Here is a 19,614-nt window from a genome sequence, read left to right as displayed (position 1 = left end):
CGGTAAGATGCGTTCCCTGCAAGTGAATGGCGTCCTGCCACGGTCACTATCCTAGTCGGTCACTCGTGTACTGGCAGTTGGTGCATACTTTATTTAACAACAATGCCGGGGTTTGTAACGTTGCTCCACCGATAATGTGGGAGCTGACGTGAAGGCTTGGGTTTACAGAGGGGTGTCATGAGTATTTTCGCAATTGTTGCCAGTGCGGTTCTGAGTTCGCTGCTAACCCTGGTGGTGGTGGCCGTGTGGGGGCATTTCTATTTCCAGCCGCGTCTGCGTAATACGCTGCAGCGGGAACTGGATGAGCAGGTGGAAGCGGCAGCCCAGGTGATCTCCGAGCGGGTAGAGGAGGGGGTGCGGCGCGGTCTGGTTGAAGGGGTGCGTAATCTGCCGTCCCGAGAGGTTCTGGAAGGTGCCAGCCGAAGCCTGGCCCGTTCTGGCGCCGAATTGGTCAGTGAGCGTCTGGGCCAGATCTTCGGCGGTGGGCCGCGCAAGAAAGATTAGGGCGCCAGCAGGAGCGAGTTGAAAAGCAGCTTCGAGCTATGAGCTATGAGGAAAATCAAAAGCCAAAGCGGGGCTGTTGAACTGGTGTGGGGTAAATTTTATGTCGCTTCGCGGCTGCAACATGCGGCACGCAAAGATCAAAAGCGGATTCACCACAGAGGGCACAGAGTTCACTGAGGGCGAATTGCGAAGTGTTGCTGTTCTTGTTTTAGGAGGCCCACTGGTGGGGCGAACAAAACCCAGGATCACACCCCCCCCCTTCGTTCAGCAAGCTGAATCCCCCCTGGCATCGATTCCACTCAGGCAGAGTAAAGCGCTGGAGCAGCAGGTTCCCGCAAACCCGCGATGAACCAGGTTTTTGTGGGAGTCTGCTTGCAGACGAAGGGGTGGCTGTTCGCTTGCAAGCATACCCTGACGAGCACAGAGAGCTCCCACATTGGAGGTGGCTTCCCCCGTTTTGTGCCAAGTTGCAATGATGCCTAAGTTCTTGCCGGCAGCAGCCTGGCGACCAGGCAGGCAATACCCAGGCTGAGCATGGCCAGGGAGAGCACATCCTCTTGCAGGGCATGCCAGGTGACACTCCACAGGTCCGCGGCCTTGAGCACCGACAGCAACACCAGCAGGGTGCCGGTCAGGGTGAAGAATAAATCCATCTTGCGGTTGCGGCGCAACTCTCCCCGCATCTGCTGCAGTTCTTCCAGGATATCTTCCTGGAGGAGTTGCTGGTGGGCCACCTGCTCGGCCAGCTTGCCCATCTGCTCCGGCAATGAGGACAGCTTTTCCAGCCACACCGGGTCTTCACGGCGCAGGACGGCGAGCAGCTCCTTGAGCCGCACATGGTCATCCAGCCAGTTGCGTACCAACGGCCAGAGGCTGAATTGTTCGATCAGTACTGTCAGTTGGCGAATCTGCTCTTCGTGACCAGACACCCGCAGCTCTTCCTGCTCGTCCAGTGGGGTGTTGGAGAACAACCAGTGCAGCATCCCTCCCAATGGGCCGCGGATACGCACATCCACGTTGCCTTCGTATTCGGGCAGCAGTTCGATGCCATCTTCATAGATCAGCACATACAGTACCCACATGGGCCGTTCGGCGCGGATGCGCACCACTGTGCCGTGCAAATCCGCCAGATACTGCTGTCCTGAGGGGGTTGCAGTGAGCGCCTGATTGAGCGCACTTTCCAATCCCCCCAACACAATCAATTGTGGAAAGCTACCGGTTTGGGCCATGGGCAATGACGGTTCCTGTTCTAAATGCGACCGGTTTGTTTGGTTCGGTCTTCTTACAGTTGCCAAAAATTACGTTATCTTGCTTATATTTGGAAACCCGGCTCCCTATACTATGCATTTTCATAACAAGACAACATTGACTTATTTGACCGGGATGGGTGAATGCGCAACCTGTTTACATTCTGCCGCGCCTGTTACTCTGCGGCAGCCCTTGGAGGGGAGTAGTTTATAAATGCTGGAATCGTTGCTTGCGTACCCGGATTTCTGGAAGTACGTCAGTATTCCTTTTATCGCTGGTGCAGTAGGCTGGACTACCAACTGGATGGCGGTTCAGATGACCTTTTATCCCCTGGAATTCATGGGGATTCGGCCATTTTTTGGCTGGCAGGGGATCATCCCGTCCAAAGTGGAAAAGATGGCCGGCATTGTTGTCGACAAGGCGCTGTCCAAGCTGGGTAGTCTGGATGAGTTTTTTCGGGAGATGGAGCCTGAAAAAATCGCCGCCCACCTGACCCGCACGATCCAGGGTCGCATCGAAGAATACACCGACGAAGTCATGACCGAGCGCAATGCCGTGCTGTGGGAAAACCTGCCCCTGCTGGTGCGCAAGCGTGTCTACAGCCGTGCCCGCCGGGCTATCCCGTCGGTGATGGACAGCGTGGTGGATGATATCAGCCGTAATCTGGACAGCCTGGTGGACATGAAGCACATGGTCACCGTACAGATGGCGGAAGATAAACAGTTGATGGTGCAGATGTTCCGTGAGGTGGGTGATCCGGAATTCCGCTTCGTAACCAATTCCGGGCTCTACTTCGGTTTCCTGTTTGGCCTGATCCAGGTGCCGGTATTTATCCTGATGCCGGAAAACTGGGTGCTGCCCCTGTTCGGTTTTCTGGTGGGTGTGGCCACTAACTGGCTGGCCCTGAACCTGATCTTCCGTCCTCTCAATCCAGTGAAAGTCGGGCCGTTCCGCATTCAGGGCCTGTTCCTCAAACGCCAGAAAGATGTGGCAGAGACCTTTGCCCGTCTCTCTACTGAGGAAGTGATCACGCTGCGCAACATCATGTACCAGGTGGTTAATGGCCCTCGCGGAGACCGCACCAAGGCATTGATCAAGCGTCATCTCAAGCCTCTGCTCAACGGCGGGGTGGTGCGTACTGCCGCCCAGCTGACCGTGGGCCCGGAAGGGTATGCGGATCTGAAGAAGGCAGTGGAAGAGAAAGCCGTGGATCTGGCGGTGGAACCCTTTGAAGATCAGGGGTTCAACCGGGAGCGTGGGGCCTTGGTGGAGAAGATCATGTCCGACCGGATGCAGGCGCTCAGTTCAGAAGAATTCCAGGATCTGTTGCGTCCGGCCTTCCAGGAAGATGAATGGATCCTGATTGTGGTGGGTGGCTTTCTGGGTGCCATGGCCGGTCTGTTCCAGCTGTTGGTCATGTTCGGGGCCGCGTAATGGAAGGGCTGCAGATCGACGTTGCCACCCTCGGGTGGTTGCTGTTCGCTGCAGCCGGCGCGTCCTCTATCCTGACGCTGATACTGGTGGCGATTCTGGGGCACTATGTGGTTGCCCCAAGAGTGGAGCGCAAGATTGATCGGCGCCTTGAAGAAGGGGCGCAGCGCCTGGAAGAAAACCTCCGAAAACGGTTCATGGATCTGCTGACTGGCCGACCCCGTGAAGTGCTTCGCGACAGGACCCGGGATCTGGCGCGGGGAATGGGCCTGATCGGTGGTGCCAGACGGCCGCCGCCGGATGACCCGGACGATGATCTGGATCGCTGAATCGTTGAGAAATTGATCACATAAACAAAATATGCCGGATTGTTCGACAACTCTTCGGCTCCCCGCTATTTCCTCTCTTATAATTCACCCACGCGTTGATGATGTTGTGTGTTGTTCCCGCTGCATTCGCTCGTGGAATTGCCTTCGGGAGTTTGGACTATGTCCGATGAAAATCAGAACGATAAAGACGGTCGCGTAAACCCGCTGAAAGCACTCACCGGTGCTTCCAGAGATATACGCAAGTACACCCACCAGATCTGGCTCGCCGGTCTGGGCGCTTTCGCTCGCGCTGAAGAAGAGGGAAGCGGCTTTTTCGACGCCCTCGTTGAAGCGGGGCGTGAAGTGGAGAAGCAGACCAAGGACAAGACAGAGTCCAGGGTTGAAGAGATCAAGGAACGGGTTCGCCACCACACCGGCGAAACCATGGAAAAAATGGAAAGGGCTTTTGATGATCGTTTGAACAAGGCGCTGTCCCGCCTGGGCTTGCCCAACAAGCGTGAGGTCGAAGAGCTCGAACAACGGGTGCTGGAGCTGACGCAGGCTCTGGACAGCGCTGAAGAAAAAGCGCCCCCGGCAAAACGCTCGCGCAAGAAGCCCGAGTAATCCAACCAGTGTTGTAGCGCACACCGCTAACCCCTAGTGGTGTCTTTCGACGGGTACCCCCTTGGGTACCCGTTTTTTTTTGGCCGCTACGCGGCTGCATCATGCTTCACGCAACATGCAACACGCAAACCCGGGAACGCTTCCGGGCCTCTGCATTTCTACGAAGCCGCTGTGGGAACGTAGCGCAGCGGAGTAACGCACGTAGTGCGGGGGTGAGCGGAGCGAATAATCTGCATGCAGGCGCTGTGAGCCTTGGTTAGGTGATGAGTTTCGAGTTGCGAGAAGCGAGTTTCGGAAGGCAAAACCAGAAGCATCGAGAGGGTTTAGGGTTTGCTCTTCGGGAGGGGTTTCTGGAATCCTTGCCTCGCTTAGGCTCGGATCGCTTGCAGGCAAGCTCCCACAGCAGGCTCTAGCGAGTCTTTTCCGATGCAAAAAGGCCCGCCCGGTTTACCGGGCGGGCCTTTTTGCATCAGGCATCAGGCGCTCAACCGTCGCAAATCACCAATGAAGGCTTTGCGTCCCTTTGTTAGTATCCCTGAGCATTCATGGATGCCGTTTTGGCTTTGGAGAGAAAGTGTCTGATTGTGTGTTGTTTTCCGAAATGCCGACTGCCTGTGGGCAGGTGATTGCCCGTGCCACCCTGAACGCGCCCAAGGCGCTGAATGCGCTGGGGCTGGATATGATTCAGGCCCTGTCTGCCAAGCTGGATGAATGGGAGCAGCGGGACGATATTGTGGCGCTGTGGCTGGACGGTGCAGGTGGCAAGGCGTTCTGTGCTGGTGGCGATATTGTGCAGATGCACAAATCCATGGTGAAGCATGCCGGGGAAGGGCGAAACCCGTTTACTGAACAGTATTTCGCAGAAGAATATGCACTGGATTACCGTCTGCATCGCTCGCGTATCCCGGTGGTGGTTTTCGGTGACGGGATTGTCATGGGCGGCGGCATGGGCTTGCTGCAGGGGGCGGACTTCAGGCTGGTGACGCCGCGCTCGAAGATGGCCATGCCCGAAATCACCATTGGCCTTTTCCCGGATGTGGGCGGGAGCTGGTTCCTCAACCGGTTGCCGGGTAAAGCCGGGTTGTTCCTGGGGCTCACTGGTGTTCACATCAACGGCCGTGAAGCGGTGGACGTTGGGCTGGCAGATCGCATGGTGGACGGGGATGCGGATGCCCTGTTGGCGGCGCTGGCGGCGCAACACTTCTCGCCGGAAGCCCGCGATAACCGGGCGGTGCTCTACCGCGTATTCAAGCAGCACGAGGCGGACATGAGTGCACTGGCGCATCCGCTGACCGACCATCTGCCACTGATCAACAGCCTCTGTGACGGGGAAAGTCTGCAGGTAGTCGTGGAGCAGTTGCTGTCTGCCAAGGATCGGGACAGCTGGCTGGATCGTGCGCTGGGTACCCTTGCAAAGGGCTGTCCGCAAACCGCACACCTGGTCTGGGAGCAGCTGGACCGGTCTACTTATCTGTCCCTGGCAGAGGTGTTCCGCATGGAATGGTGCCTGGCGGTACAGTGCTCCCTGCACGGTGACTTCCGCGAAGGGGTGCGTGCCTTGTTGATCGACAAGGATGGCAAGCCGGGCTTCCGTCACCGCAGCATCGCTGATGTGCCACGGGATTACATTGACAGGTATTTCGACTGTCCGGCCCCCGTCCACCCACTGGCGTCACTCGGGGAGGGGTGAGGGGCTATGAGTTATGAGCTATGAGCTATGAGCTATGAGCTATAGCTCGATTCGATAGAAAACCCCGGGAAAGTTCCCGGGGTTTGCATTTCTACGAAGCCGCTGTAGGAGCCTGCCTGCAGGCGATCCGAGCCCAGGCGAGGTAAGGAGTTTCGAAAGGCAAAACCTCAAACCTCGTGCTTGGTTGTTGTCTTTTGATCTTCGAGACTCGGTACTCGAAACCCGGCTCTGGAATCCTTGCCTCGCTGTCGCTCGGATCGCCCAGGCAAGCTGGGCTCCTACAGCGGGGTATAGCGAGGGTTTTACCGATGCAAAAAGGTCCGCCCGGTTTACTGGGCGGGCCTTTTTGCATCAGGCATCAGGCATCAGGCATCAATTCAATCTTTCCAGGGCAGGGGGTAGGGCAGTTCATTGAGTTGGCTGTCCAGGGGGGTGTCGTCCTTGTACAGCACACCGTCAGTGTCACGGCGCAGCACCACCAGCGCTGCTCCGCCGTTGCGGGTGTTGGCGCTGATGACCACTTCGCCTGCTGCCTTGCCGTTGCCATCGCGGAGGACTTCGCCAGGTTGCAGGGCCAGGTCGGCGGTGAAGTCCACCCGTTGCATGCGCTGTTTGAGCTTGCCTTTGAAGTGCATGCGGGCCACCACTTCCTGGCCGGTATAGCAGCCTTTCTTGAAGTTGACCCCGCCGGTCACGTCGTAATTGAGCACCTGAGGCAAGAACAGGTCTTCTGCGCCCGGGTAGACCATGCCTTCTCCGGCTTCGATATCAGCCAGTACAGGGCCATTGGGGGTCACCGCATTGCGCCCTTCAGAAAGCGTCTGCCAGCGGTTTTCTGCTTCGCCTGCTTCAACCAGAAGCAGTGCATGGTCTGTATGAGGGTAACGCAGCCACAGCCCTTCAGGGGTGCGAAGGCTCTGCCCCGGTGCGGGCAGATCAGGGGCGAGTTCGCCGCCCAGCATGATGACCGCCAGATCCTCCAACTGTTCAAACTCAACCTTGGCGCGCAGGCGATATTTCATCAGGGACTTTATCAGGGCCTCCCCCATTCCGTCGGGTGTCAGCATCAGGTAATCATCACCGTCACGCACCACGCGGACGCTGACCAGGCCGCGTCCTTTGAGGCTCAGGTGCATGCCGGTCAGGTGGGCGCCTTGATCCACAGCCCGCAGGTCGCAGGAAAGCTGGCCCTGCAGATAGTGATCAGCTTCCTCGCCCCGTGCGCGCACGACGGTGAGGTGCTCAACGGGAGCGAGCCAGGGGGTGTCGGCCGTTGGAAGCAGAGATTGCGTGTCGAGAAAGGCGGACCAGCTCATGAGACTCCTGTGGGGCTTACCCAATCGGGATCAAGTGTCGAGAATTCAGCGGGCATGATAGATAATGCGCGCGCAGTCTGAAAGTCATACACCGGATCTGGATCTCATGAGCAACGAAGAGCTGAAACGTAAATACCGCTGGCAGTGCCGGCGTGGTGCCTCCGAGGTGGAGGTGGTGCTGTATGCCTATCTGGATGATCACTTTGATGAGGACAGTGCGGACAATCAGGCACGTTTCGAAACGCTGCTGGCCTGCCAGGATGCGGATATGTTCGAGTGGTTCACCTATCGCAGTGAGCCCGCGGATGACGAAATGCGAGAGTACGTGAAGCATGTCCTCAAACTGGTCGCCCACGGTAAACGTTAACCTGGTCAAGTCCCGGTATTTTCGCCGGATTCCCTGGCTGGCCGGGGCGTGTCTGTTGCCGGTGGTGGGGCTGGTGGGTTGGCCCTGGTGGGGTAAGGGTCTGTTGTTGCTGGTCATCGCAGCGTGTCTATACCGCTGGCGGCTGCCCCAGATTCGCCAGCTACAGCTGTGTGACAATGTGCTCACGGTGGTGGCGGATGAGGTGCAGGTCATCACGTCGCCGGGGCGCGTAATCCGGCTGGGGCCTTGGCTGGCCATGCAGACGCCCGCCGGGTGGCTGAATCTGTTCGAGGATCAGGCCCCACGGGAACAGCTGCAACCGATTTATCAGTGGCTTTGGCTGAATCGGGTGAAATAATAATAGCTATGAGCTATGAGCTATGAGCTATGAGCTACGCTCGATTGGATCAGGAAAGGCCAAAAGTTCCTGGAGGTGGGTGGTTTCTTTAGCGGCCCGATTCGCCCAGGCAAGCTGGGCTCCTACAGCTATAGTCTGACCTGTAGGAGCTCAGCTTGCCTGAGCGATCCGAGCCCAAGCGAGGTACGGATTCCAGAGGCGAGTGCCGAGTTTCGAAAACCTGAAACCGGCTGTGGGTTCGGGGTTTGATCTTCGCAACTCGCTTCTCGTAACTCGACACTCACTTCCTCGCTTAGGCTCGGATCGCGGTCGAACGACCGCTCCTACATCAATACCTCCACCGCTGAGGCTCGGATTGCGTGCAGGCGGGCTTCTGCGGGGGACGTGCTAAAAGCTCCCCGGCACCAGCACCGTATCCACCGGGCTTTCCATGCTGTCGGGGTAATCGCGCATGAAATGCAGGCCACGGCTTTCCTTACGCTGCATGGCCGAACGGATGATCAATTCGGCGATCACTACCAGGTTGCGCAATTCCAGCAGGTCGTTGCTGATGTGGTAATTGCTGTAGTACTCGGTGATTTCATTCTTCAGCAATTCGGCACGGTGCAGCGCCCGCTGCAGGCGCTTGTCGGTTCGCACAATCCCCACGTAATCCCACATGAAGCGACGCAGCTCATCCCAGTTGTGGCTGATCACCACGTCTTCATCGGAATCTGTCACCTGGGAATCATCCCATTCTGCATCATCACGGGGCTGCGGCAGGTCACTCAGGTGGGCGCTGATGTGGTCGGCGCTGGCCTTGCCGTAGACAAAGCATTCCAGCAGCGAGTTGCTGGCCATGCGATTGGCACCGTGCAAGCCGGTGAAGCTGGTTTCGCCGATGGCATAGAGGCCGGGCAGGTCGGTCTGGCCGTGCTCGTCGATAATGACACCGCCACAGGTGTAGTGAGCGGCGGGGACTACCGGCATGGGGTCACGGGTGATGTCGATGCCCAATTGCAGGCATTTGGCATAGACGGTGGGGAAGTGCTCAATAATAAAGTCGGCGGGCTTGTGGCTGATGTCCAGATAAAGGCAGTCGGCACCCAGGCGTTTCATTTCATGGTCAATGGCCCGTGCGACCACGTCCCGGGGGGCCAGTTCGCCGCGATCGTCAAAGCGGTGCATGAACCGGGATCCATCCGGTAGCAACAGGTGGCCGCCTTCGCCCCGAATGGCTTCGGTGACCAGGAAACTCTTGGCCTTTGGGTGGTAGAGACAGGTGGGATGGAATTGCATGAATTCCATGTTGGCCACCCGGCACCCCGCTCGCCAGGCCATGGCAATGCCGTCACCGGTGGCCACATCCGGGTTCGAGGTATAGAGGTAGACCTTGGAGGCCCCGCCGGTAGCGAGAATCACGGAGCGTGCCAGTACCACATCGGTTTCGCCGGTCTTGATGTTGTGGATATAGGCGCCGCAGCAGCGTTTTTCTCCTGCATGCTCCTGCAGAATCAGGTCTACAGCCACCCGGTGCTCGAACAGGGTCACGTTGTCCCGTTGCCGCACCTGGCCGATCAGGGTGCTGGAGATGGCCTTGCCGGTGGCATCGGCGGCATGAATGATGCGGCGGTGACTATGGCCCCCTTCGCGGGTCAGGTGGTAGGGCAGGGTGCTGCCGTCATCGCCCGCATCCAGGCGGGTGAAATCCACCCCCAGGTCGATTAGCCAACGAATGGCATCCGGGCCATTTTCCACGGTGAACCGCACGGCATCGTCATGGCACAGGCCGGCACCGGCCACGTGGGTGTCGGCCACATGGCTCTCAAGGGAATCCTGCTGGTCCAGCACGGCTGCCACGCCGCCCTGGGCGTAGTAGGTGCTGGCGCTGGTCAGCTCTCCCTTGGAGAGAAGGGCAACCTGACACTCATCGGGCAACCGCAGGGCAGCGGTGAGTCCGGCGGCGCCGGAGCCAATAATGAGTACATCGTGTCGGTAGGTAGCCATGGGATGTCCTGTGTGAATGGCCTGAAAACCGCGCCAGTATAGCGGCGAACCGGGTGACGACTAAATGACGGAAATGACGAAGCGGAAAATTCTCCCGGGGATCGTGGAACTCTGGCGTGCGGTCCGGGTCACAAAGGGTCTGGAATTGTGCACGTAATGTGAAATGCTTGTAAATCAACGGCCTCCAATGCATGGAGTGTGGCCGTGGCAATAACAACTGCTACAATAGTGGGTTATGAGGTCGGGAAACCGACCGTCCACAGAATTACGCATTTCGCGATAGATCCGGGGGATCGGTGTCAGACGAACAGTTGGTCAAGAAAGCCAAATCCGGCGACCAGCGCGCCTTTGAGGTGCTGGTGCGCAAGTATCAGCAACGTATCTTTGCGCTGATCAGCCGTTATGTACGTGACCCGGATGAAGTGCAGGATGTGGCTCAGGAAGCCTTTATCAAAGCCTGGCGTGCGCTGCCCCGCTTTCGGGGTGACAGTGCCTTTTACACCTGGCTTTACCGTATCGCGGTGAATACCGCCAAGAACCATCTGGTGGCCGCTGGTCGGCGTCCACCCCGTTCAGACCTGGATGCCGCTGAGGCTGAACAGTACGCCGGGGCAGAAATGCTGCATGAAATTGGAACCCCGGAGTCTCTGGTGTTGTCAGAAGAATTGGAGGCAGTGATTCACTCGGCCATCGAGGAGCTGCCCCAAGAGCTGAAAACGGCTGTTACCCTCCGTGAGTTTGAGGGCCTCAGCTATGAGGACATTGCGGAAGTGATGGACTGTCCGGTCGGTACGGTGCGTTCGCGCATCTTCCGGGCGCGGGAAGCGATTGATACGGCTGTTCGCCCTCTGTTGGGCACGCAGCGAGGCGAGAAAGGGTGAGTGTATGAACAGGGATTTGGAAACGTTGTCCGCATTTCTGGATGGTGAAACCAGCGAGCTGGAAACCCGTCGTGTAATGCGTGATATCGATAATGCAGAACTGGATACGCTGTCCCGATGGCAGCTGGCCCAGGATGTCATGCATGGTCATTCATCCGTGGCGGTGCCTGCGGATTTCAATGCCAGCCTGTCGGCGGCACTGTCCGCCGAAGGTGCACCCGCCAAGCGTCCTGCCTGGCTGGGCGGTATGGCCCGGCTGGCCGTGGCCGCTTCTGTGGCCGCAGCGACAGTGGTGGGCTGGCAGACCTGGGAAGGCAATGTGTCCGGGGGCGCTGACGCCACGCCGGCACTGGCCGCCGCCCAGGACACCCGTTTGAACCGTCCCTTTGCTGAAGCATCGCTGGTGTCCCAGTCCTTTGGCGCGACGCCGGCAGCGGCTACCACGCCGGTCTCCGCTTCGCCGCGGGTGAATGAAATGCTGCTGCGTCACAGTGATTTTGCTGCCCGCAACAGTGGCCAGGGGATGATGCCTTTTGCTCGTCTGGTAAGTATGGATGCCCGTAGCGGAGCCAAATAACGGATGAAGTTGCGTGTTGTTGCCCTTTCCCTGACCCTGCTTGCCCCTGTGCCGGCGCTGGCGGAAGTATCGCCAGCGCACGCCCAGCTCCAGGCCATGTCCCAGGCCAATCGCTCTCTTGAATACACCGGCCGCTTTCTTTACCAATTCGGTGCTGAAGTGAGCACCATGGAAGTCAGTCATGCAGTGATTGACGGCAATGAATACCAGCGACTTACCCATCTTGATGGCCGCCTGGTGGAAGTGCTCCGCCGCGGTGATGAGGTCATATGTGTGCACCCGGACCGCAGTTTGACCCGGATGCAGAAAGCGCAAGGTGGGCCCATGGGGCTTGCCCAGCGTCTGGCCGATGATGTGCCCGCCCAATACAACATTCTGGTGGATGGTGACGGCCGAGTGGCCGGTCGCACCGCTACCCGGGTTCGTGTTGCTCCCCTGGATACCCATCGCTATGGCTACCGACTATGGCTGGATGATGCTTCCCGGTTGTTGCTCAAATCCGAGGTGGTGGACGGCAGTGGCGTGGCGCTGGAGCGGGTTGAGTTTGTCAGCCTGGACCTGAACCCGTCGCTGACCCTGGCCGATTTCGAGGTGCCTGCCGCGGTAGGCCAGAATGAACTGCAACCGGTGGCCAGTGACCATGAGGCAAGCCAGCTGCGGGTACAATCCGCGTGGCTGCCTGCCGGGTTTGAAGCGGCCGATCAGGATTGGCGCAGTGGCGATGGCAAGCGCAAGCCGGTTGCCGCCCAGGGCTATTCAGACGGTCTCGCCGCGTTCACGGTGTTTGTGGAAACCGTGGGAGAGGGAGCGGTTGAGGAAGGGGTGAGCCGGGTAGGGCCCACCGTTGCCGTCAGCCGCCGTCTTGCCGCGCCCAGTGGCAACTATCTGATCACCCTGGTGGGCGAGGTTCCCCAGACCACGGCGGAACGCGTGATTCAGGGGGTCAGTGTCAGGGACGCCCGTCACTGATGATTTATGAGCAGGGGGTGGTGGTGGCTGTGGCCCCGGACGCTGTCTGGGTAGAAACAGTGCGAGCCTCAACCTGTGGCGCCTGCAAGGCGCGTTCAGCCTGTGGTCATCATATGATCAACCAACAGCAGTCGGGGCAGCGGGCCCGACTGCGGGTTCCCGAAGCGGATACCTCTGCGTATCAGGTGGGGGATACGGTTACCCTTGGGCTGCCGGAAGGTGCCCTGATGCGGGGTGCCCTCTGGGTGTACGGCCTTCCTCTTTTGCTACTGTTTCTTGGCGCTCTGATCGGCGCCTCTCTGCCTGTCACGGCGGTGGACGCCTCAGCCCTTCTCGGTATGGGCGGTCTGCTGGCCGGTTTCGTGATTAACCGTGTCATGAGCCATCGAAGTGGCCATAATCAGGCTTATCAACCTGCGCTGGTGCCGCCAGGGGATGATGGCTGCCAGGTGATACAGGTCCAACCTCTCAAAAAATAAGGAGAACTCCATGCGAAAATTGCGCCCCGTAGCTGCGTTATGGCTGTTGGTGGTACTCAGTTTTCTTGCTGGCTGCTCCGATTCAACTTCGTCCTCTGAACGTGCGGAACCCCTGGTAACCGGGTTGCCTGACTTCACCCTGCTGGTGGAGAAGGAAGGGCCGGCCGTGGTGAATATCAGCACGGTTACCCACCAGGAAGAGGAAGATCTGCAGGAACAGATGGAGCAGATTCCCGAATTTTTCCGCCGCTTCTTTGAACAGTTTGGCGGCGAGGGTGCGCCCCGCATGCCTCAGGATCGTGAGGCACGATCGCTGGGCTCCGGCTTTCTGATTTCCTCGGACGGCTATGTGCTCACCAACAATCATGTGGTTGCGGAAGCGGATGAGATCATGGTGCGCCTGCAGGACCGTCGCGAGCTGAAGGCGGAGTTGATTGGTGCCGATGAGCAGAGTGATATCGCCTTGCTCAAGGTTGAGGGCGAGGATCTGCCTGTGGCGGCGATCGGCTCCTCTGCGAAGCTGAAGGTGGGCGAATGGGTGCTGGCCATCGGTGCGCCCTTTGGGTTTGATAGCAGCGTGACCGCCGGCATTGTCAGTGCCAAGGGCCGCAGTCTGCCCAGCGACAGCTATGTCCCGTTTATCCAGACCGATGTGGCCATCAACCCGGGCAACAGCGGTGGCCCGCTGTTCAACCTGAGTGGTGAGGTGGTGGGGATCAACTCCCAGATTTTCAGCCGCTCCGGTGGCTACATGGGGGTGAGTTTTGCGATTCCCATCGACATGGCCATGGATGTGGTGTCCCAGCTCAAGGAGCACGGCAAGGTCAGCCGGGGCTGGTTGGGCGTGCTGATTCAGGAAGTAGACAGGGATCTGGCCGAGTCCTTCGGACTGGACCAGCCCCGCGGGGCGCTGGTGTCCCAGGTGCTGAACGGCTCTCCCGCGGAAGAGGGCGGGGTTCAGCCGGGGGATATCATCACCGGTTTCAACGGTGAGGAAATATACCGTTCTTCCGAGCTGCCGCGCTGGGTCGGGCTGGTCAAGCCGGGCGAGGATGCGGAACTGACCGTTATCCGGGATGGCGATGAAGAAACCCTGACAGTGACTATCGGGCTGCTGCCGGACGATCCGGGCCTGGCTATGCGGGGTGGTATCAGTGGTGAGGACGGTGCGGATGCCCTGGGGCTGAAGGTACGTGCTGCGACCGACGACGAGTTGGCAAAGCGTGATATCAAGGCCGGCGTGGTGGTTACCGAGGTGAACGACGGGCCTGCGCTGCGCGCCGGCATTGCCAAGGGCGATGTGCTGGTGACCCTGAATAACGCCCCCATGGAAAGCCCTGAGCGTTTCGCGGAGGTGGTAGCGGCACTGCCAGAGTCCGGTACCGTGGCGGCCTTGATCAACCGGGACGGGACTCCCCGTTTTCTCGCCCTGAAGCTCAAATAATCCCCGCCAGGGCATTATTTCACGGCGCAGCACGGCTGCGTCGTGCAACTGCCCCCCGTTATCCGCTAGAATCGCGACCCTTGTTTGCCGTTTTCTGATTTCGGTGCCACCGGTGTTCCGGTGGTGTAAGGCCCTGTTGTGATGGGCCGGTGCGGCAGCGACTGATTGCTTACAAGGCCCTATGACTGACATCTCGAATATTCGCAACTTCTCCATCATCGCCCATATCGATCATGGCAAATCCACCCTGGCGGACCGTTTTATCCAGGTCTGCGGCGGGCTCTCCGACCGTGAGCTCAAGGAGCAGGTACTGGATTCCATGGAGTTGGAGCGGGAACGAGGCATTACCATCAAGGCCCAAAGCGTGACGCTCTATTACAAGGCCCGCGATGGAGAGACCTACCAGCTGAACTTCATTGATACCCCCGGGCATGTGGACTTCTCCTATGAAGTGTCCCGTTCCCTTTCCGCCTGTGAGGGGGCGTTGCTGGTGGTGGATGCGGCCCAGGGCGTGGAAGCCCAGTCGGTGGCCAACTGCTATACCGCTATCGAGCAGGACCTGGAAGTGCTGCCGGTACTTAACAAGATCGACCTGCCCCAGGCCGAGCCTGAAATGGTGATAAACGAGATCGAGGAGATCATTGGTCTGGATGCCCATGATGCCTGCCGGGTTTCCGCCAAGACCGGTGTGGGGGTGGATGACCTGCTGGAACAACTGGTTGAGCGTATTCCCGCCCCGGAAGGGGAGCGGGATACTGACCTTCAGGCACTGATCATCGATTCCTGGTTCGATAATTACCTGGGGGTGATCTCCCTGGTGCGGGTGAAGGATGGCGTCCTCAAGAAGGGCGACAAGATCCTGGTGAAGTCCACCGGCCAGACCCATGTGGTGGACCAGCTGGGCATCTTCACTCCCAAGCGTACCGAGACCAAACAGCTGGAAGCCGGTGAAGTAGGCTGGGTGAGTGGCAGCATCAAGGACATTCACGGTGCGCCTGTGGGGGATACCCTGACCCTGGCGAAAACGCCGGATGTGGCAGCATTGCCGGGCTTCAAGAAGGTCAAGCCGCAGGTGTATGCGGGCATGTTCCCGGTGAGTGCAGATGATTATGAAGACTTCCGTGATGCACTGGCCAAGCTGACCCTCAACGACGCTTCCCTGTTCTATGAGCCGGAGACGTCGGATGCCCTGGGCTTTGGTTTCCGGGTTGGTTTCCTGGGCATGTTGCACATGGAAATCATCCAGGAACGTCTGGAGCGCGAATACGATCTGGATCTGATTACCACCGCGCCCACCGTGGTCTATGAACTGTTGCTGTCCGACGGCGAAACCATCTACGTGGATAACCCCTCCAAGTTGCCGGAAGGCAACAAGATCGAGGAATTCCGCGAACCCATTGCCCGGGTCAATATTCTGGTGCCCCAGGAGTTCGTGGGGAATGTGATCACCCTCTGTGTGGAGCGTCGTGGCAGCCAGATCAATATGCAGTATCTGGGCAAGCAGGTGGCCCTCACTTACGACATTCCCATGGCCGAAGTGGTGCTGGACTTCTTTGACCGTATCAAGTCTGTGAGCCGTGGCTTCGCTTCCATGGACTACGCCTTCGAGCGCTTTGAAGCAACCAAACTGGTGCGGGTGGATGTGCTGATCAATGGCGACAAGGTGGACGCCCTGGCCATGATCTGTCACCTGGACCAGTCCGCCTACCGCGGCCGGGCCCTGTGTGAAAAGATGAAAGAGCTGGTGCCACGGCAGATGTTCGACGTGGCGATCCAGGCGGCCATCGGCAGCAAGATCATTGCGCGCCAGACCGTGAAGGCACTGCGCAAGAACGTGACGGCAAAGTGCTACGGTGGTGACGTTTCCCGTAAGAAGAAGCTGCTGCAGAAGCAGAAAGAAGGCAAGAAACGGATGAAGCAGGTGGGCAATGTGGAGATTCCGCAGGAAGCCTTCCTGGCCGTGCTCAAGGTGGATGATTAATGGATATTGATATCGGTTTCTGGCTTTCCCTGGCGCTGCTGGTCACGCTGATCGTCTGGGGGCTGGACAAGGCCCTGAAGCTTTCACAGAAAGAGGGGCCGGTGGCGAATGTGGTGGAAACCTCCAATTCGCTGATTTCAGTATTCTTTGTGGTGCTGGTGATCCGTTCGTTCATTGTCGAGCCTTTCACCATTCCTTCAGGGTCCATGCTGCCGACCCTGAAAGTGAACGATTTCATTCTGGTCAACAAATTTGCCTATGGCCTGCGTTTGCCGGTCACCAATACCAAGATCCTCGACACCGGTGAGCCGGAGCGGGGCGATGTCATGGTGTTCAAGTTCCCCGAAAACCGTAACCAGAACTTCATCAAGCGGGTTGTGGGGCTGCCAGGGGATACCATCCTGATCAAGGATAACCGGCTGTTCATCAACGGTGAGTTGGTGTCACGCAATGTAGTGCGGGAAGTGGACAATGGTCGATACTGGCAATCCGAGTACATTGAAACGCTAGGCGGCGTGGAGCACCTGATCTGGCAGGAAGGCAAGATCAACCCCTTTACCGGCAAGAAAGTCGCCAAGATGAACCTGGACGGAGAATGGACTGTGCCGGAAGAGGCGTTCTTCGTGATGGGCGATAACCGCGATAACAGTAACGACAGCCGGGTTTGGGGTATAGTGCCGGATGAGCTGGTAATGGGGGAGGCCTTCCTGATCTGGATGCACTGGAAGCCGATTTTCTCACTGCCCAGCTTTTCCCGTAATGGTGCCATAGACAAGGTGGAGGCAAATTAAAATGACGACAATGCCCGCTCGGCAACGTGGACTTTCCCTGATCAGCTGGATGGTTATCCTGGTGGTTGTGGTGATTCTTGGTACGGCAGCGTTTCGCATGATACCGGCCTACATGGAATACAACACCGTAGCCACGACTATCCGTACAACCCTGCAGGATAACAGGGCGGCGATGATGTCCGAGGGTGAAATCAGGGAAAGTATTCGCAAGCGTTTTGTGCTCAATCAGGTCAAGGTGATCAGCCCTGACGACGTTGACGTGTACAAGGACGGTGCCTTCCTGAAGGCGGAGGTTGACTACGAAGTGCGTGAGCCCATGTTCTACAACGTCAGCATTGTCATGACGTTCCAGGAAGAGTTCAGCAAAGACGTGCGCCAGTGACCCAGAACCTGGACCGTTTGATGCCCCGCCTGGGGTACCAGTTCGCCAATCAGGAACTGCTGGCGCTGGCGCTGACACATCGCAGTGTCAGCCGCCACCGCAATTACGAGAGGCTAGAGTTCCTGGGGGATGCCCAGCTCGGGCAGATCATCTCCGTGGCCCTCTTTGAACAGTTTCCCGATGCTGCGGAAGGGCAGCTGACGCGCATGCGGGCGTCCCTGGTGCGTGGCCAGACGCTGGCGCAGGTAGGCAGGGAGCTGGGCCTTGGCGAGCACCTGCTGCTTGGCGGCGGTGAACTGAAAAGCGGCGGTTACCGGCGCGACTCCATTCTTGCGGATGCCCTTGAGGCTATCATTGGCGCCATGTTGCTCGACGGTGGTGAGGAAGCTTGTCGCCAGGTTGTACTCGGCTGGTTTGCAGAGCGGCTGGAGGCCATCACGCCACAGAGCGCCCAGAAAGATGCCAAGACCCGCCTGCAGGAATGGCTGCAGGCGCGCAAGTTCGAATTGCCGGTATATCAGGTGACCCGGGTCGAAGGGCTGGCCCCCAAGCAGACCTTTGATGTGACCTGTGAACTGGAACAAATGCAACAAACCTTCATGGCCCAGGGAGGCAGCCGCCGCAAGGCAGAGCAGCAGGCGGCAGCAGAAGCGCTGACCTGGCTGGAGCAGCAGTATGACTGAGCACACCAATACTCCCCGTTGCGGCATGGTGTCCATCGTCGGCCGTCCCAACGTGGGCAAGTCGACCCTGATGAACCACCTGATTGGGCAGAAGGTCAGTATTACCTCCCGCAAGCCGCAGACCACCCGTCACCGTATTCACGGTATTCATACCCGGGATAACTACCAGATCGTGTTCGCGGATACGCCTGGCATCCATACCGGTCAGGAGCGTGCGCTGAACCGGGCCATGAACGATGCTGCCGTGTCTACCCTGAGCGGGGTGGATGTGATCTGCATGATGGTGGACGGGCTCAAGTGGACCCCCGGTGACGAGCATGTGTTGGGGCTGTTGCCGGCCAACCCGGATGTGCCGGTGCTGCTGATCATCAATAAGGTGGATAACCTGGAAGACAAGGCCGAGTTGCTGCCTTACATCGAGAGTCTTACCGGGCGTTATCCCTTTGATGCCGTTGTGCCGGTGTCTGCCCTGAAAGAACAGAACCTGGAACAGCTGGAAAAGGCCCTGGTCGAGCGGCTGCCCGAAGGCGACTTCTGGTACGACGAGGATCAGCTTACTGATCGTAGCCTGCGTTTCATGGCTGCGGAGATCATTCGCGAAAAGGTGGTTCGCCAGCTCGGTCAGGAAGTTCCCCATCAGGTCAGCGTGGAAGTGGAGCTGTGGGAAGATGGCCCGCGGGTCACCGAAATTTCGGCGGCCATTCTTGTTGAGCGTCGTGGCCAGAAGAAGATTCTGATCGGCGACAAGGGCGAACGGATCAAGCAGATCGGTACCCAGGCCCGTGAAGATATCGAGCGCCTGATCGAGCGCCGGGTGATGCTCAACCTGTGGGTGAAGATCAAGGCTGGCTGGTCTGATGATGCCCGTGCCCTGCGATCCCTCGGCTACGATGAGCCCCGTTGATCAGACTCTGCAGCCGGCCTGGTTACTGCATCGTCGGCCATTTCGTAATACCAGCCTGATTGTTGAGCTGTTTCTGCCCCGTCTGGGCCGGATCGGCGCGGTGGTCAGGGGAGGGCGGAAGGATCCGTCCCTGTCCCCCTTTCGTCCCTTGTTGGTGGAGCTGAAACCCTCCGGGGAGATGTATTCCCTGCGAGGCTGTGAGCCACGTGGCCAGACGCTACAGCTGCAGGGCAAGGGGCTCTACTGCGGCTTCTACGTCAACGAGCTGTTGACCCGGCTGCTCCATCGCGATGATCCTCACCCTGATCTGTGGCCCCTCTACGAGCACACCCTTGCCGCCCTTTGCCAGGGAGAGAGGTTGGATGTGATTCTGAGACAGTTCGAGATGGGGCTGCTTGAAGAGATGGGCTACGGTATCAATCTGGGTTATGACATCCTGGGCGAACCGGTCCGCTCGGACTGTTACTATCAGCTGGATCCTGAACAGGGCTTGCTGGTTGCCGCCCAAGGCTACCCGGGTTCTGATCTGCTGGCCATGCTCAACGGCGACTGGCAAGCAGACACGCGTCGGACCGCCAGGCAGTTATGTCGGGCCTTGCTGGCCCCGCATCTGGGCGACAAGCCCCTGAAGAGCCGCGAGCTGTTCCGGGAAAAGTGAAAATCAGCTACGAGCTACGAGCTACGAGCTAGA

The 19,614-nt window shown here is 58.7% G+C and carries 21 protein-coding genes; 18 read left to right on the top strand and 3 right to left on the bottom strand.

From position 1 onward, the window contains the following. Positions 1-177: 177 nt before the first annotated feature. Complete coding sequence (locus HF945_RS09585) at positions 178-504, top strand: hypothetical protein (RefSeq protein WP_290522390.1); 327 nt, start codon at positions 178-180, stop codon at positions 502-504. 479 nt (positions 505-983) lie between these two features. Here HF945_RS09585 and HF945_RS09580 read toward each other — a convergent pair whose 3' ends face one another. Then, positions 984-1,733, bottom strand: coding sequence for an SCP2 sterol-binding domain-containing protein (locus HF945_RS09580; RefSeq protein WP_290525405.1), 750 nt, complete (start codon positions 1,731-1,733; stop codon positions 984-986). Between the two features lie 232 nt (positions 1,734-1,965). Here HF945_RS09580 and HF945_RS09575 point away from each other — a divergent pair, with 232 nt between their 5' ends. The 4 genes from HF945_RS09575 (at position 1,966) to HF945_RS09560 (ending at position 5,805) form a co-directional block, all read left to right on the top strand. Continuing rightward, a complete protein-coding gene (locus HF945_RS09575) occupies positions 1,966-3,186 on the top strand; it encodes a hypothetical protein (RefSeq protein WP_290522389.1) in 1,221 nt (406 codons plus the stop codon). Continuing rightward, entirely contained in the window at positions 3,186-3,512 is a 327-nt protein-coding gene (locus HF945_RS09570; protein ID WP_290522388.1) for a hypothetical protein, read from the top strand. The genes HF945_RS09575 and HF945_RS09570 overlap by 1 nt, the downstream gene beginning before the upstream one ends. Before the next feature lie 159 nt (positions 3,513-3,671). Continuing rightward, positions 3,672-4,115 carry a phasin family protein gene (locus HF945_RS09565; RefSeq protein ID WP_290522387.1) on the top strand — a complete coding sequence of 148 codons (444 nt, stop codon included), beginning with the start codon at positions 3,672-3,674 and terminating at the stop codon, positions 4,113-4,115. 574 nt (positions 4,116-4,689) lie between these two features. Next, positions 4,690-5,805, top strand: coding sequence for an enoyl-CoA hydratase/isomerase family protein (locus tag HF945_RS09560; RefSeq protein WP_290522386.1), 1,116 nt, complete (start codon positions 4,690-4,692; stop codon positions 5,803-5,805). A gap of 377 nt (positions 5,806-6,182) precedes the next feature. Here the strand turns inward: HF945_RS09560 and HF945_RS09555 are convergent, their stop codons facing one another. Next, complete coding sequence (locus HF945_RS09555) at positions 6,183-7,121, bottom strand: folate-binding protein (RefSeq protein ID WP_290522385.1); 939 nt, start codon at positions 7,119-7,121, stop codon at positions 6,183-6,185. A 64-nt stretch (positions 7,122-7,185) separates the two neighbouring features. Here HF945_RS09555 and HF945_RS09550 point away from each other — a divergent pair, with 64 nt between their 5' ends. Together HF945_RS09550 and HF945_RS09545 are read left to right on the top strand one after the other, a co-directional pair. Next, on the top strand, positions 7,186-7,488 hold the full coding sequence (locus HF945_RS09550; RefSeq protein WP_290522384.1) for a succinate dehydrogenase assembly factor 2: 303 nt from the start codon (positions 7,186-7,188) through the stop codon (positions 7,486-7,488). Then, positions 7,454-7,846, top strand: coding sequence for a hypothetical protein (locus tag HF945_RS09545; RefSeq protein ID WP_290522383.1), 393 nt, complete (start codon positions 7,454-7,456; stop codon positions 7,844-7,846). Before HF945_RS09550 ends, HF945_RS09545 begins: the two co-directional genes overlap by 35 nt. 387 nt (positions 7,847-8,233) lie before the next feature. Here HF945_RS09545 and nadB read toward each other — a convergent pair whose 3' ends face one another. Further along, positions 8,234-9,832 (bottom strand): L-aspartate oxidase, encoded by a 1,599-nt coding sequence (nadB, locus tag HF945_RS09540; RefSeq protein ID WP_290522382.1) that lies wholly within the window; start codon positions 9,830-9,832, stop codon positions 8,234-8,236. Positions 9,833-10,128: 296 nt separating this feature from the next. Here nadB and rpoE point away from each other — a divergent pair, with 296 nt between their 5' ends. From rpoE to recO, 11 genes are all read left to right on the top strand, one after another. Then, positions 10,129-10,713, top strand: coding sequence for an RNA polymerase sigma factor RpoE (gene rpoE, locus HF945_RS09535; RefSeq protein WP_290522381.1), 585 nt, complete (start codon positions 10,129-10,131; stop codon positions 10,711-10,713). Between the two features lie 4 nt (positions 10,714-10,717). After that, positions 10,718-11,290 carry a sigma-E factor negative regulatory protein gene (locus HF945_RS09530; RefSeq protein ID WP_290522380.1) on the top strand — a complete coding sequence of 191 codons (573 nt, stop codon included), beginning with the start codon at positions 10,718-10,720 and terminating at the stop codon, positions 11,288-11,290. A 3-nt stretch (positions 11,291-11,293) separates the two neighbouring features. After that, on the top strand, positions 11,294-12,259 hold the full coding sequence (locus HF945_RS09525; RefSeq protein WP_290522379.1) for a MucB/RseB C-terminal domain-containing protein: 966 nt from the start codon (positions 11,294-11,296) through the stop codon (positions 12,257-12,259). Continuing rightward, entirely contained in the window at positions 12,259-12,738 is a 480-nt protein-coding gene (locus HF945_RS09520) for a SoxR reducing system RseC family protein (RefSeq protein ID WP_290522378.1), read from the top strand. Before HF945_RS09525 ends, HF945_RS09520 begins: the two co-directional genes overlap by 1 nt. 10 nt (positions 12,739-12,748) lie before the next feature. Next, a complete protein-coding gene (locus HF945_RS09515; protein WP_290522377.1) occupies positions 12,749-14,182 on the top strand; it encodes a DegQ family serine endoprotease in 1,434 nt (477 codons plus the stop codon). Between the two features lie 181 nt (positions 14,183-14,363). Further along, positions 14,364-16,163 (top strand): translation elongation factor 4, encoded by a 1,800-nt coding sequence (gene lepA, locus HF945_RS09510; protein ID WP_290522376.1) that lies wholly within the window; start codon positions 14,364-14,366, stop codon positions 16,161-16,163. After that, positions 16,163-16,954, top strand: a complete 792-nt coding sequence (gene lepB, locus HF945_RS09505; protein WP_290522375.1) for a signal peptidase I — start codon at positions 16,163-16,165, stop codon at positions 16,952-16,954. Before lepA ends, lepB begins: the two co-directional genes overlap by 1 nt. Before the next feature lies 1 nt (position 16,955). Continuing rightward, complete coding sequence (locus HF945_RS09500) at positions 16,956-17,336, top strand: DUF4845 domain-containing protein (protein ID WP_290522374.1); 381 nt, start codon at positions 16,956-16,958, stop codon at positions 17,334-17,336. After that, complete coding sequence (rnc, locus tag HF945_RS09495) at positions 17,333-18,019, top strand: ribonuclease III (RefSeq protein ID WP_290522373.1); 687 nt, start codon at positions 17,333-17,335, stop codon at positions 18,017-18,019. The genes HF945_RS09500 and rnc overlap by 4 nt, the downstream gene beginning before the upstream one ends. Next, complete coding sequence (era, locus tag HF945_RS09490) at positions 18,012-18,923, top strand: GTPase Era (RefSeq protein WP_290522372.1); 912 nt, start codon at positions 18,012-18,014, stop codon at positions 18,921-18,923. Before rnc ends, era begins: the two co-directional genes overlap by 8 nt. After that, a complete protein-coding gene (recO, locus tag HF945_RS09485) occupies positions 18,910-19,581 on the top strand; it encodes a DNA repair protein RecO (protein ID WP_290522371.1) in 672 nt (223 codons plus the stop codon). The genes era and recO overlap by 14 nt, the downstream gene beginning before the upstream one ends. Positions 19,582-19,614: the final 33 nt, after the last annotated feature.

Origin of the sequence: Alcanivorax sp., from assembly GCF_017794965.1 — a bacterium.
Taxonomy (GTDB): Bacteria; Pseudomonadota; Gammaproteobacteria; order Pseudomonadales; family Alcanivoracaceae; genus Alcanivorax.
Note: the sequence above shows the minus strand (reverse complement) of the source record. Positions and strands in the feature narration are given on the sequence as shown.